Origin of the sequence: Krasilnikovia cinnamomea (assembly GCF_004217545.1) — a bacterium.
GTDB classification, from domain to species: domain Bacteria; phylum Actinomycetota; class Actinomycetes; order Mycobacteriales; family Micromonosporaceae; genus Actinoplanes; species Actinoplanes cinnamomeus.
On record NZ_SHKY01000002.1, the window covers coordinates 101,218 to 115,193 of the forward strand.

The window sequence follows — 13,976 nt, forward strand, 5'->3', positions numbered from 1 at the left end:
GGACGCTGAACGCCACAGACGTCATCTGGTGAGGGTAAACGCTAGCGGGGCTGGCCGCTCGCTCCCGCCGTGCAGCGCGCCAGGCGAAGCACCAGCGGCGTCACTCCCGCCAGGACCAACCGATCCGATAGCGCCGACCACCATCGCCTACGCCGTGGTCGAACCCCTGCGACCAGCCGGATTACCGACCGCAGCCCGGTCTCGTACGCGGTCTGTCAACGGAGATCGAAACTGACCCCGCGCGGTTCCGCAGGTTCCACGGGGGGTCAGTTTTCAGGATTCGTCGACACGGTCAGGCTCAAACGGCAGCAGCAGGCTGGCCTCGGCCAGCGTGGCCTGCAGCTGATCCAACGCGGCATGCGTCCCGGCGACCGCCAGTCCCGGCACCCCATGGGCCACCGCGTACGTCAACTGCGCCCGGAACACCGCGAGCTGCGCCTTCGCCACGATCAACAGGGCGGCAACCTCCGGATCACACCGATTCGGCTGCACTAACTTACGGTAAGCCCGGCCCGTCGTAACCGCTCTGGGGCGCACCGTCGAGCTGATGCTGCCACGTGCCACTGCGCCGTTGGTTGACAAGTTCAGTGAAGCCAGCCATCGAACTTCGGCTCTATCACGGTGTGGTCGGCGTACGGCGGGACCGGCGGCGACGGCATCGCGGCCGCCCGCATCGGTTCGACCGGCCAGTGCAGCACCAGCAACGACCTCCCACCACGAGATCGTCCCGACGCTAGTCACCCGGCATGGGCGCTGACCAGGGGAAATGCTGCCTTTCCGGCGGCGCGGGCCGACGCGTTGAGGCGTGTTCCGCTCAGACCGCGACGATCGCCACATATCTCCGGCACCCCGGGTGGATCGGTCCCGGGTGTGGCGCGGCCCCGCCGCCGCGGGCCGTATCGTCGGCCCATGATCAATCCGGGGACGGCGCCGCTCGACGACACCCGCGAAGACCTCGCCGCGGCGAACGTCGAGGTGCTGCTGGCCGCGGTCCTCGACCGGGGCGCGGCGCTCGGCGAGCCGGTGCGAGATCCCGCCGCCGACCGGGACGCCTGGGACGCGCCCGAGGCAGACGGCACGGTGGTACGGCTGCTCATGCCGGGCGTGGAGCTGACCCCGTCTCCGGGATGACATCACGGCCCCGGCGCCTGTACCTGAACGGTGGGGCCTGGTGATGGGCCGATGCGCTCCGCTTGCTGGCCAGCCCGGCGCGCTGGGAAGTAGCCCCCGCAGGAAGCGGGATGTTCAGATCGGGTCAAACCCGCCATGAGATCAGTTATCGACCCCCGAGTCTGTCGTGGCGACCGCGACTTCTCCCTCCCGTCATTAGCCAATGCCGAATATGGGGCGGTCGGGATGAGAGGGCTAGAAACTGCAGGTCTGGCTGCGCACTGCCGATCGTCTTGCCGCAGATCTGTCGGACCCAGCCGTCATGATGCCCGGCGTTGATGATCGTCGGCTACGTCGAAGGGGCCAAGGTGGAGGACAGCGGTGGCTGAGAACCCCCGATGCGGACGGCCGACGGCCGACGGCCGACAATGCCAGCAATTCCGGCGATACAGCGCCCCGCTTCAGCAGCACACCGCGGCGTGCCGTCAACACATGACCGACGCCGAGCGAGCCCGCGTTGACGCCGAACCGCTGTGGACCACCGAAGCCCAAATCACCTGGGCACTGGAGCAACACGGCGGAGAGGGTCTCACCGCCAGTCAGCTCGGCAAATTGCTGCGTCAGCCCTCGATTATCGCCACCCTGCGGGTGCTGGAGCAGCGTGGTGCTGCGTACAGCTGGAAGGTGGGCGGGACTCAGCGGTGGGGCACCCGAGACACGTACGCGGCTTGGAAGTCCCGTGCCGATAACGATGATCGCCGGGCCGCACAGGCCCGGGCAGGGGTCCGTTCCCGCAACGCCCAGCTCGCTGAGCTGGTCAACGAGCTACGCGACGCACTCGATGGCACCACCATCGATGTCAGCACCGGGCAGCAGGCGTTCTTCGGCCGCAACGACGACAAACCTGACTACCTCATCATCGCGACAGAGGACCCGGAGGAAGCCGCGTGGCTGCTCGACCGACTGCGGCCGGACCCCGCCGAGCAGTTGGAGAAACTTCTCAGCCCGCTGGTGGACGCCGGCTGGGAGGTCGATCAGATCTCCCAGGACTTCAGCGAGGAGGACGGCCTCCATGCCTTCACCGAACTCTCCCGCACCGACGTCGCCATCGACGTCAGCTATCAGCAAGACGCCCGCACACTGGAGCTGAGCCCGTCCGAGGACGTCACCGGCGAACGCCCGGGCCTGCTCGGCGCCCCACCGACCCACATCACGATCGCCCTGCCCAGGCGCACCTCCGACGCGGTCAGAACGGTGGCCGCACGCGCCGGTGAACTCGGTCTGCTCGACGCCACCCGGATCCGCGGCGCAGGCGAGACCTCCACATCCGAGACGCCGACAGCCGACAACTCGGAGCTAGCCGACGAGTTGGTGCAGATCCGCATCGCCGAGTACGTGCTCCAGCCGGCCGCCGAGCACAGCGACGTCGACATCGACGAGATCGGCCGACGTCTCATGCAGGACCGCCACCTGAGCACCTACTGGACGGGTGTGGTCGCGATGTTCGGGCGTAGGGTGCTACCCGACCCGGTCCCGGACGTGGCGGCACTGGGAATCGTCGCGTGGTGTTGGCGGAACAACACCGCAGTTGAGGACTGGCACGTGAGGTCCGACGTGTTGATGGCTCGAATCAATATCGCCGCGACGAAGGCGGTGCTGCCACACGTCGACCTGTTCAAGGGCGTGAACTGGGAAGGGGTCGAGCAAGCGCTCACCGACGACACCTGGAAGCTGCCCGGCGGTGAGACGGTCGCGTCCTTGTTCGGCAACGGATGGCCCGAGGTCAAACGGACCGTGACCGAGCAGCTCAGACAATGGCGCAGGGCGGACACGGACACTCTCGGCCCAAATGCGACACTGCGGCTTCTGACCATCGGCGGGTCGACCGGCTACACCAGCAATTGGTGGGGTCAGGGCCGCTGGACCGCCATGTGCCGGGCAGTCGTTGACGATGCCATCGCCGCCGGGGTGGCGTTGCCAGAGCCGTACGACGTCCGTGGAGCCGACGTCCTAGTACGCGACCTCGCCGACCCAGACAACGTGAGTGACGAGGTGCTCGACTGGCTCATCGACCTGCCGGGCAGCGCGAAGGCGAAAGGGCCCTACGGGCTGCGCTTCCACCCCGTCACCAGTCAGCAGCCCACACTGGTCGTCGACAAGAGCGACCTAGCGTCGGACGTCGTGTAGCGAGTCGCCGCACGCGCTCCGACTTAAATTTAATGTGATCCGAGCACCTGCTCGACCAGCCATTTTGCATGGCGCGCAACGTAGGATTTCGATCTTGGGTGGCGCAGTTGGGAGAGAACGAAATGATCCATTACAGCGGCCGGGAGTTGCTGGCGACAACCACGCCCTGCGGAGAAATGCGCAAGGGCGTCACGCGCAACGATGACTGGGGTGCCATCACATGTCCGGGATGCCGGACATGGCTTACCAACGCGACGGCTGCGGCGTGACGTGGCCCGTCCGATGAACCTCAAGCCCGCATCAGTGCCGCTGGATGCACTGCTGGTCTCGGCGCCACTACGCACTCCGGACGAGCGCGCGGTCGCGGCGTACGGCAGGCTCTTTAACCGGAGAGACTGGCACCGACGCTACTGGGAGCTACACGCCGCGATTGGTGCCAGCGGCCGGTCGATAGACCCGCGACGCGATGTGCAGCCCGGCCTGGACCGGATCATCGACCTGTGCGCGCAGCACAGGTATGCCCCGTCCCGCGACGACATTACGCACCCACTCGCCGACGCTGAACGGTCCTGGGCGCAGCGGGCGTGGGCTGACCGGACACGGCAGATGCTCGCCGACGGCGACCCGCTCTACTTTCCGTCCGTGGGAGAAGAGCGTTTCGACCTTCTGCCCTGGCACCTGGACAGCACCGGGCCGCTGATGGACCAAGGACTTTGGTGCATCCGGAACAAGTGGAACGACGCTCAGACCGAGCGGCACGCACTCGCTGTGCTTCACCGCCACCACAACCGCCTGAGCGGCGCGTTGCAGGCGTTGCGCGAGACATTGATCGGCGCGGCGATCGCCCCGGAAGCAGAGCGCTGTGAGAGGGCCCTGACCTGGATACCCGACATGTACCGGTTCCCGGTGTCCTACGCCGATGACGACGATCACGTTCTGCACCTGATCGCCCGCGTGGACGATGACGCCGATGGCACGGCCACCTTCGTGTGCGGCACCAACGGGATGCAGAATTACGAGCTACGCCAGGGTGCGTGGCAGGACGCGCTCGCTGCCGCGGCAGCGGGTGCTGAGCCCGACCCGGACGAGCCGCCGATGACTGTCTGTCCAGACTGCGCGGTCCATGCCGATAGCTTCCCCGAAACCCAGCTGCGCGGCCCGTTCGCCTTAATCGGCCGCGACGCATACGAGGAGGCCATCGTGCATGCGGCAGGCCAGCTCGACGCGCTACTCGCTGGCGAAAGCGCGCCGGAACGGTTCAGGCCGGCGGTCGACGAGGGCCTCATCGCGCATTTCCGTGAACGCGCACTGACTGACGTTGGCGGCACGCAGCAGACGCTTCGCGGCTACTGCGACGCACGGCTGCGCTGCCGGCTGCCGCAGAAATACCTCGCTCCGCTGCAGGCGGCCGGACCCGTCGGCGAGGTCACCGACCAGGACGTCGAGGCACTGCTCACAAAGGTCTACCAGACCCCCATGTTCAGCATCGAGGACTACTGGTTGCCATGGCTGTACGAGTACGTCTGCCGACGCGCCGGAGTGACTGCGCCGGGGACACCGAAACGGCTGCGCCGAGCGCCGGTTAGCGGTAGCGATGATCTTGTCCGTTAGTCGAACCTCAGACGGGCACCGGGCGGTCCGGAGCGCGGGGCCTTGACACCGGTCGGCTTTGTTCGAGGTCCTGAACAGGAACCGGCCGACGCCGCGCGTCTCACATAGCGCGTCCGCTGGGCGTCTCAAATGTCGGTGATATCCGTACGCTCTCGACGTGACCGCGACCCGACTCGGTGCCAAGCCCCCGATCTGAGGGAGAACCGGGTGAGGACGGCCGGAGATATGAGGCCCGGCGCGTCCGTCACCCGGCAACGCATGACGAGCCGCGCCGGGCGCTCGCCCTGGCGCGGCCGTCGTTGCATCAGAAGGGCAGGATCAGCTCGATGGCGTGGCGGGCGGCCTCCTGCGCGCCGTCGCTCACGGCGGTACCGACGCCGGCGGCGCTGGCTGCGGCGATCGGGGTGAGCCAGGTGCGAAGGATTGTCAGCGATCGGCGGATCGGCCCGGGCCGCGGTTCGTCCCGGACAATCTCGGCGAGGATCTCGTTGCTGGCGGTGTCTACGTCCTCCTGTGCCTCGGGGGACAGGTTCATCGCCGGCACCAGGCGGAGCACTTCGGCCATGGCTTTGGCGAGTTCCTCGTATCCGTGGGCGACCTGCTCAACTCGGTTGTGGGTCTGGTTCACCGTCTGGTTGTTCCAGGCGAGCTGCGCTCCGTCAACGCCAGCCTGGAACACCGGACCGTTGTACGTCACGGTGGAGTTGGCGGTTTCATGGCGGCGCAAGTAGGCGGGCACGTCAGCGTTCCAGTCGGTGACACAGTCCATTCCGTCGGGGGTGATGTCGGCGCGTATCGGGCCGATGGCGCCGAACGCACCTTGCCCTCTGATCAGTTGTCGTTTGCCGAGGTAGTCGGCGGCGTGCCCGATCTCCTGCTCCGTGAACGCGCTGCCCTCGAAGTGCGCCTCAGAGCCGGCGGCGAACCGGCTGACAAGCGGCATACGTACGCCCGCTAGGTGCTGACCGTACATCCACCGCAGCAGCAGGGTTCGCGCTGCGCCAGCGCGCAGGGCAGGGTCGTCTCGACGCTGTCGACGCTGCTGAACATAGATCAACCCAGCCGAGGTCAATCGGATACTCGGAGTTCCGTACGTGGACTCGCTGCGAGCCAGGCCAGCGTCGCGGCAGACCTCCACCAGCGTGAAGGCCGCGTCGAGGTCGAGCTGACGCTCTTCGGCGAACGGCATGACTTTGACGATGTTCGTAGTGTCGCCGCGGGCCTGATCGAAGGCCCAGTCCAGCAGTGCGTCGCGCAGCGCCGCAGTGTCCATAGTGATCCCTGATGGTGAGGTGGCGGCCGGGGAGACCTCCCCGGCCGGAGAGGTCTGCACAGCCGCGACGCGGCGCGCGGCGACGGAGTACGGTTCGCCGGTTGCCTCCATCCGGGCGCGGATCGCCCGGGTACGAGAGCGGCGCATGCTGGAATTGCCCATCGTGATTCCTCCAGCGGAGCCCCACGTCCCCCGCGAGATCACGGCGGTCGCACGCTGCGTCGATGACGGCTTGTCCTCAGTCGCGATCCAGAGGCAACGTGGGTGCCAGGCGATCGCTCAGAGACGGGCCAGCGTGATGGCCGAGCCTCATGTTAGCCGCGAGCAGGCACGCCCGCCGCCGTGCGCGCAAGTTTTCGATCTCTGGTCACCCGTTGGGGTTAGTAAGATCCCCGGATCACGCTGGCACGGCAACGCTGAGGCCCGCCGATAGACATATCTACCGGCGGGCCTCAACCGTCGTACGCGGTCTACTTCAGGAGCACGTCGACGGCGGCCTGGTCGCCCGCGGTATACGCGGCCAGCAACTGTGCAAACGTCTCGCCGGGCATCGTGCGCAGACCCAGCTGCTCGGCCGTCTGTGCCTTGGAGTTGGTCTCGGCACCGGCACCGATGACGACGAGGTCGGTGCGCTTGGAGACTGAGCTGGAGGGTTTGCCGCCGAGGGTTTCGATAGCCGCGTTGGCATCGGCGCGGTTGGGCAGGCCGGGTACGGAGCCGGTGATCACGACGGTCAGCGGCTTGTCCTGCCCGGACAACGGCGGCCGTACCCTGGCGGCTTCGGCGGCTCCGCTGGCGCGGGTGTCGGGCTCGGCCATGTTGACGCCTCGCTCGGCGAGCCGGGTGATGACCGGGGCCAGCTCGGCCAGCTCGACGGCGATGGAGGCGGCACGCTCGGGGCCGACGCCCTCCACGTCCTGAAGCTGCGCGACGGTGGCCGCGCACAGCGCCTGCATGGTGCCGAAGTGCCGGGCCAGGCGCCGCGACATGGACCGGCCGGTCATCCGCACGCCGAGGCCGGTCAGGACTCGCGACAGCGGCTGGGTGCGCGACCCGGCGATGTTGGTGACCAGCTTGCCCGCGGAGGTCTCGCCCAGCCGTTCCAGCCCGGCCAGGGTGGCCACGTCCAGGTCGTACAGGTCGGCCGGGTCGGTGACCAGACCCTGGTCCACCAGCGCCTTGACGATCTTGTCGCCGAGGCCCTCGATGTCCATGGAGTCGCGGGCGGCGAAGTAGCGCAGCGACTCCGCGGCCCCGCACGCGCGGCCCTTGGTGCAGCGCCACCGCTTCTGGCTGCGGTCGATGGCGCCGCCGCAGCGCGGGCAGGACTCTGGCGGGGTGAACGGCTGCGCGTCGGCGGGCCGCTCGTCGAGCTGCGCGCCGGTGATCTCCGGGATGACCTCCCCGGCGCGGCGCACGAAGACGGTGTCACCGACGCGGACGTCGCGGCGCACGAGGTCGTCGAAGTTGTGCAGCGTGGCGGAGGTGACCACGACACCGCCGACCTGGACCGGGTCAAGCACCGCGACCGGCGTGATGACCCCGGTTCGTCCGACCTGGATCTGGATATCCGCCAGTCGGGTGGTGCGGGTGTCGGCTGGGAATTTGTAGGCGATCGCCCAGCGGGGCGCTCGGCTCGACGACCCGGCGTCGGCCTGGTCGGCGGCCTCGTCGGCCTTGACGACCACGCCATCGACGGCGAAGCCCAGACCGCCGCGGCCATCGCCCAGCAACCCGATGAACGCCACCACCTCCTCAGCGCTGGCGCACCGGCGTAGCTCGGCAGCGGACTGCGCGGTGGTGGCCACCCCGAGACCGGCGAGCGTGGCCATCGCGTCGCTGTGCCGCGCCCCGGCGCCGCCGGGCAACCCGTGGGCGGCGTATGCGAAGAACGACAGCGGGGCCTCGTACGCGCGGTCCTGGGCGCGCAGCGTTCCGGCGGCGGCGTTACGCGGGTTCGCGAACGCCTGGCCGCCATGCGCGACGCGCAGCTCGTTGGCGCGGACGAAGTCGGCGTCGGTCATGAAGACCTCGCCGCGGACCTCGACGGTGACCGGCTCGGTGAGCTGGATGGGCAGCCCGGCGATCCGGCGGGCCTGGAGGGTAACGTCCTCACCGGTGCGGCCGTCGCCGCGGGTGGCGACCTGCATCAGGTGCCCGTCGACGTAGCGGGCGGCGATCGCCATTCCGTCGATCTTCGGCTCGACGGTGTACCCGCCGACGCGGCGGCCGAGGGTCTTGGCGAGCCGGTCCGCCCAGGCGCGCAGCCCGGCGGGGTCGAAGACGTTGTCCAGGCTCAGCATCGGCGTGCTGTGCTCGACGTCGCCGCCGCGCCCGACGCCTGCCGCGACCGTGTTGGTCGGCGAGTCCGGCTGCCGCCAGTCGGGATGTGCCTCCTCGGTCGCGGCGACCCGGGCCACCAGCGCGTCATAGACGGCGTCGTCCATGGCCAGGCCGGTGCCGCTGTCGTACGGAGCGGCGGCTGAGCGAATGTCGGCGATCGCCGCCTGGTATTCCTCGATGCTGGGGTACGCCGCGGCGTGTGCCGCGTCGACGACCGGGTCGATCGCCACGGTGCTGGTCGTGGCCGGTTCGGTGGACATGCAGAGCCTCACTTCTTGATGCGTGGATGGAGCTGGTGGGGCAGCGGGGTTCCTCGGCGCTGCCATACCGGGGAACCCCGCTGGTCTGTTGGCCGGAGTCGGCGATGCGGAGAGATGGGCGTGTCACCCGCGCAGTGTGAAACCGATGAGTGTCGGGTCGCTGCTGTCGTCGATCGTGGTGTCGTACCAAGAGTCGCCGGAGCACCGGCCAGTGCCGGGGAAGTCCCACAGCACCTGTTCCGCCCACGTGCTGACGTCCTGATCCTGCTGGCGGGCCGGGACTCGGGCCTGCACGACGTACGAGGTGACGGTGTCGTACAGCTCGTACTTGTTGACGATGGTCAGCGATACGGTGACAGCGTCACCGGGTGTGTCGTCTGGCCGGAGTTCGGCCCGGTAGCTGCCGTCGGTCTCGCGCCACCACAACAGGTCCGGCAGCAGCTCCCGGTTGCCGGTCAGCCGCCGCGAGATGGCCAGGCCGCTGCCCACGTCGCTGCCGGTCGGCTCCGGCGTTGCCGACCGGAACGCCACGAGCGCGCCGGTGGTGAGTTGTTCGGCACTGAGCACCTGGCCGTCGTCCAGGCGCACAGCGTCGCCGGGCAGCTGCGGCGTGAGTCGCCTGAAATCGGGTTCCGGGGTGCCGACCTTTCGCTCGGCGCGGGCCTGGCGACGCGACATGGTGTCCCTCCTGGAGCGGTCCGCGGTCCCGGGAGGCAGGCGGTCGTGTCTCTGAGCGCCTGCCTCCCGGCATTGCCGACTGCCATCAACTGGCCTTCTATCGTAGATCATAACATGTTTTGTGATAGAAGGCGAGGGCAGGGACGGCGTCCGGAAGCAGACGACGCTCCCCGATGGACTGGCAGGATCGACGGGACGAGGCTCCGGGGCAGGGTTACGACGGTAGGACCTGAGCTGGCTGACCGGGCCGGTACACGGTTAGCCGCGAGGGTGAGGAAAGCCGACCGGCCGTGATCGCCTCATCGACCGGCTCGGGCGGTACCCGATCCGCCCATAAGTGAGATCACGGTTCTCGGGGTCAATGACTCCGCGCGGCGCTGTTGCCAGCGCCCCCAGTCCCGAGACGGGACAGTTCTACGTCCCCGTCCAGGCGGTCAGGCGTCCGGTTCGGCGGCGGCCGCCTCCCGGGCGAGTTCCGCCCGTCGCCGCAGCCGGTCAAGGACCTCCTGCGGCGCCAGCGCGGTGAACGAGCGCACGCGGCGGCGGGCGGCACCGGCGTTCCAGAGCACGACCTGGTCGGCCGCGTCCAACAGGTCCAAAGCGGTGTTCACCGTCATGGAGACCAGCGCATCGGTGGCGAAGTGTGCGAGCCGGTCGCTGACCAGCCGGGCCGCCTCGTATCCGTCCCATCCGCCGCCCGTGACCGGCGGATAGGCGAGCACGAGCGTCACCGCGACCCGCCAGTCCGTTGCAGGCCCGGACACTCGGGCCGCCTCGATTCGTTCCCACCGCCGCTGCCGCGCGTCCCACTCAGCCTGCCGTGCCGCGGCCACCGGAGCCCAGCACGCCGGACACGACCACGGCATCCCCCGCCGTATGCCCTCCGGCATCTGCCAAGAGCGTGAGGTTCGCATCAGCACCGTGCCGCAGCCGTCACAGGTGATCCCCGTCGGTACCGGACCGATCGCCGCAGTCATCTGCGCCGGATAGGCAAACCCCGCAGCCTGCGTCAGCGCGGTGGCCTGCACCTCCGGATGCTGCCAGTACACGAGCCGGAGCAGCGCCAGGAACTGCTCCTCCAAGGGCGAGTCCACCCGGGCGCGGGCCTGCCGCACCTGCTCCAGGACTTCGGTGCACGCATCAGCATGCCGGGCCTGCGCCGCGGCCAGGGCACTTCCCGCGGTCACGAGCCGGGTGAGCGCAACGGTGGCGGGGCTGTCCTCGTCGACGAGGTCGGTCATGGCGGCACGGTACCGGCCACCTGCGGACTCGCCGGGCCGCGGCGCGCAGCACTTCACCGGTTTGGACTGCTCAGCTGGCGAGCGTGCTCGGGAAGGTGAGCCGGCGCACCAGCTGGTACGTGGCGACGTCGAGGTCTTCCTCGTGTTCGGCGTCGCGGTGGCGCATCAGGTCGGCGATCAACGCGGCGAGTTCACTGTCGCGGCCCTCGGCGTGCGCGAGGCGCATCGCATCGCGCCACGGCTGGCCCTCGTGCCGTTCGGGGTCGGCGAGCCAGGCCCGTTCGACCGCCCAGTGCGCGCCGGGCAGGTCGCCTGCGGCCAGGTACAGCTCGACGAGCTCGTGGGCGGTGTCGACGATCGCGGCGACCAGGTGCATCGGCGCGACGTCGGAGTCGGGCAGCCACGCGTACGGGGTGCGCTGGGTGTGGTAGCCGTCCTGGACGCCGGCGAACGGGGCGCCGCGGACGAGTTCGAGGGCGGCCCGCAGGTCGTCGGCGCCGTCGGTGCCGCGGGCCTCGCCGCGCGCCCGTAGCCGCCGGAACAGGCTCCAGTCGAACAGGTAGCCCTCGACCAGGTGGTACGGCTGGGAACCGGCCATCCGCGGCATCCACAGCCCGCCGTCGGGGGTCTCTCCCAGCCAGGTCCGGGCGTGGGAGATGGCAGAGCGTCGCGACCGGGAGCTGGCGGTCTGGTCGCGCCAGATGGCGTCTTCGAGCTGGGCGGCGGTGCTGCCCTTCGCGCCGCGGGAGGCGAGGTAGACGATGAACTCGGCGTAGAAGCGTTGCCGTTCCTTGGGCTCCTGACCGGCGCCGACGATCTGCACCGGGCCGAGCACGCTGATCCGGGGCCGTGCGGCGTCGCCACTCGTCCAGGCGGCAAGGTCGGCGTCGAGGTGCGGGTCGCGCTCGTCGCGTTCCCGGCGCCGACGTTCCATGGTTGCGGGGTCGGTCGAGACCGGCGCGGGGCGCAGAGGGCGCGGCGTCGTCTCGGTGTTCGCCAGGTTCCAGGTCACGGCGCTGGCGGGCCGGACCGGAACTGGTTCTGCTGCGGTGACCGGCTCGGAGTCGGTGGAGTCCTGTTCGTCCTCCCCGTCGTCGGCGGGGCCGAACATGTCGTCCATCCCACCGGCGACGTCGTCGACGTCCTGCTCGGCGGCGGGCTCGTATAGGCCGCCTGCGGCGTCGGTGCCTTCGGCCCACGCCTCGGTGTCGGCCGCCGGCGGTGTCGGCTGGTCGTCGGTGTTCTCGGCGGTGTCCAGCAGGTCGGCGAGCGGTTGCAGCATCGCCGGCGGCAGCGCTGACGCGGTCAGGGCGGCGTCGGTCAGGAACGCGACGCGCAGCTGCCCGTCGGCGTCGACGGTGAGCGGCCACCGGCCGGGTGGCTGCTCGGCGCCGGTGACCACGACGGCGTACCCGCTGGAGGGTGCGGCGATCAGCTCCTGCTCCAGTTCGGTGAGCAGCTCCTGGTGCTCGGCAGCGGGGTTGGCGATGAGCAGTACCTGCGGCGGCCACGCCTCGCCGGTTTCGGTGCCGCGGCCGACCATGGTGGTGGCGGCGCCGGTGGCCGCCAGTGCGTCGCGGGTGTCGGCCAGGCGCCGGCGCAGTTTGGCGACGGCCTGCTCGATGGAGTCGGCCACGGTGATCCGGTGGCTGTCGAGTTTGGCCATCCAGGCCGCCTCGTCCGGGTCGAGGCCGGCCAGGACCACGTTCACCTCGTCCGACCAGCGGTTGTGTGCCAGTTCGCCGCCGATGTAGCGGACCAGGTCCAGGGCGCGGGCCGGGTCGCCGGTGACGGTGACCATGCCGAGGCGTTCGAGGTCGATCAGGAGGTGCTGGCCCGGCTGCGAGCCGACGGTGACCAGGGACGGCAGTGGCGCCAGGTGGTCGCTGGCGTCGGGCAGTTCCGCCTGCGCGGGCAGGGTCCAGATGGTGGGGCTGTCGCTGGTCCACGGCGGCGGTGGGGCGGGGCATTCCTTGGTGAGGACCAGGTGGATCGCCTCGTCGTCGACCCAGGCGGCGACCACGTCGGGCCATTGCTCGTCGGGGCGGTCGGCGAGGCCGGCGGCCAGGGTACGCAGGGCGGCGTCGAGCCGGTTCCAGTCGGTGGAGACCGCGGCGACGTGCAGCTTCGCCTCGGCGCTGCCGTCGACGGGCCGCGCGATGCGCCGGCGTGGCCGGCGGTGCTGCTGCTGGCGGGCTCGGCGCCGGCGCAGGGCCAGCAGGGTCAGGGCGGCGAGGACCCCGAGGCTGCCCACCGTGGCGGCGACCGGGACGACGAGGTCGTCGTCGCTGCTCGTGTCGTCGGCGTCCGCGGTCGGGGCCGGTGCCGGTGCGGCGCTGGCCGCGGCGGTCGGGTTCGTCGGCCGGGTCGGCGTGCTCGTGCCGGAGCTCTCGTGCGAGGCGGCGGGCGCCGGCGCGGCCTGGGTGGGCGCGGCGGTTGCCGGGGTGGTCGCTGCAGGGGCCGGGTCGGTGTCGGCAGGCTGCGGCGCTGGGGTGCTCGCCGGCGGCGTGGCGGCTTCCGTCGCTTCGGTGACGTGGCCGGTGGCGTGGCGGCGTGCGCCGTGGTCGTGGGCCCCGTCGGGCAGGACGAACCGCTGCCCGGGGTGGATCAGGTCGGGGTCATGGATTAGGCGGGGGTTGAGGTCGGCGATCTCGGTGTAGCGGGTGTCGTCGCCGAGAACCCGCTGGCTGATCGCGGACAGGTTGTCACCCTTATGGACTCGGTAGGTGGCCGGGGCGCCGGTGTCGGCACCGGCGTGGTGGCTCGCCGCGGTCGTGGGGGCGGTCGTGGCGGTGGTCACCGTTGTGGTCGCCGGTGATGCGAGGGCCGTGATCGTCGTGGTGTGGGCGGTGGCGGGGCTGGCCTGCGCCGGTGTGCTGGAGGCGACGGCGACGGCGGGTGAGGCGATGAGCAGGCTGACGCTGGCGACCAGGCCGGCCGCGATGCTCTGCATCCCGCTGAGCGCAGGCAGTCGCGGCGTCCGGATGCCCCGGATCCGGGAGACGACCTCGACGATGACCGGGACGACGAACGCGACCCAGGCGATCCACCCGACGATGGTCACCGCGGCGATGAACAGTGCGCCGCTGTCGTCGGGACGCGTTAGGGCGTCGCTGATCTGTGTCCAGCTGGGCATTGTGTCGGGCAGCGGGTTGCCGCCGAGCAGCGCCAACGCGACCGGGGCGCCGAACAGTAGGGCGAGCAGGGCCAGCAACGCCGTCAGACCGGTCAGGATCTGACCGGCCCGGCGTACGGGGTGTGCCATGGGGATCT

9 protein-coding genes are annotated in these 13,976 nt (G+C 70.0%); 3 read left to right on the plus strand and 6 right to left on the minus strand.

Features of this window, described 5'->3' with window-relative positions:
* Positions 1–273: 273 nt before the first annotated feature.
* Positions 274–492 carry a hypothetical protein gene (locus EV385_RS33300; RefSeq protein ID WP_130513813.1) on the minus strand — a complete coding sequence of 73 codons (219 nt, stop codon included), beginning with the start codon at positions 490–492 and terminating at the stop codon, positions 274–276.
* A 417-nt stretch (positions 493–909) separates the two neighbouring features.
* Here EV385_RS33300 and EV385_RS33305 point away from each other — a divergent pair, with 417 nt between their 5' ends.
* From EV385_RS33305 to EV385_RS33315, 3 genes are all read left to right on the plus strand, one after another.
* Positions 910–1,131, plus strand: a complete 222-nt coding sequence (locus tag EV385_RS33305; protein WP_130513814.1) for a hypothetical protein — start codon at positions 910–912, stop codon at positions 1,129–1,131.
* A 471-nt stretch (positions 1,132–1,602) separates the two neighbouring features.
* Positions 1,603–3,297 carry a hypothetical protein gene (locus EV385_RS33310; protein WP_130513815.1) on the plus strand — a complete coding sequence of 565 codons (1,695 nt, stop codon included), beginning with the start codon at positions 1,603–1,605 and terminating at the stop codon, positions 3,295–3,297.
* A 282-nt stretch (positions 3,298–3,579) separates the two neighbouring features.
* A complete protein-coding gene (locus EV385_RS33315; RefSeq protein WP_130513816.1) occupies positions 3,580–4,908 on the plus strand; it encodes a hypothetical protein in 1,329 nt (442 codons plus the stop codon).
* 304 nt (positions 4,909–5,212) lie between these two features.
* Here the strand turns inward: EV385_RS33315 and EV385_RS33320 are convergent, their stop codons facing one another.
* From EV385_RS33320 to EV385_RS33340, 5 genes are all read right to left on the minus strand, one after another.
* Positions 5,213–6,343 (minus strand): hypothetical protein, encoded by a 1,131-nt coding sequence (locus EV385_RS33320; protein ID WP_130513817.1) that lies wholly within the window; start codon positions 6,341–6,343, stop codon positions 5,213–5,215.
* Between the two features lie 308 nt (positions 6,344–6,651).
* Positions 6,652–8,784 carry an NAD-dependent DNA ligase LigA gene (gene ligA, locus EV385_RS33325; RefSeq protein WP_130513818.1) on the minus strand — a complete coding sequence of 711 codons (2,133 nt, stop codon included), beginning with the start codon at positions 8,782–8,784 and terminating at the stop codon, positions 6,652–6,654.
* A 123-nt stretch (positions 8,785–8,907) separates the two neighbouring features.
* Positions 8,908–9,462 carry a hypothetical protein gene (locus EV385_RS33330; RefSeq protein ID WP_130513819.1) on the minus strand — a complete coding sequence of 185 codons (555 nt, stop codon included), beginning with the start codon at positions 9,460–9,462 and terminating at the stop codon, positions 8,908–8,910.
* A gap of 434 nt (positions 9,463–9,896) precedes the next feature.
* The gene (locus EV385_RS33335; protein ID WP_130513820.1) at positions 9,897–10,703 is read right to left on the minus strand and encodes a hypothetical protein; all 807 of its coding nucleotides are present in this window, start codon (positions 10,701–10,703) and stop codon (positions 9,897–9,899) included.
* Positions 10,704–10,773: 70 nt separating this feature from the next.
* Entirely contained in the window at positions 10,774–13,968 is a 3,195-nt protein-coding gene (locus EV385_RS33340) for a LysM peptidoglycan-binding domain-containing protein (protein ID WP_130513821.1), read from the minus strand.
* Positions 13,969–13,976: the final 8 nt, after the last annotated feature.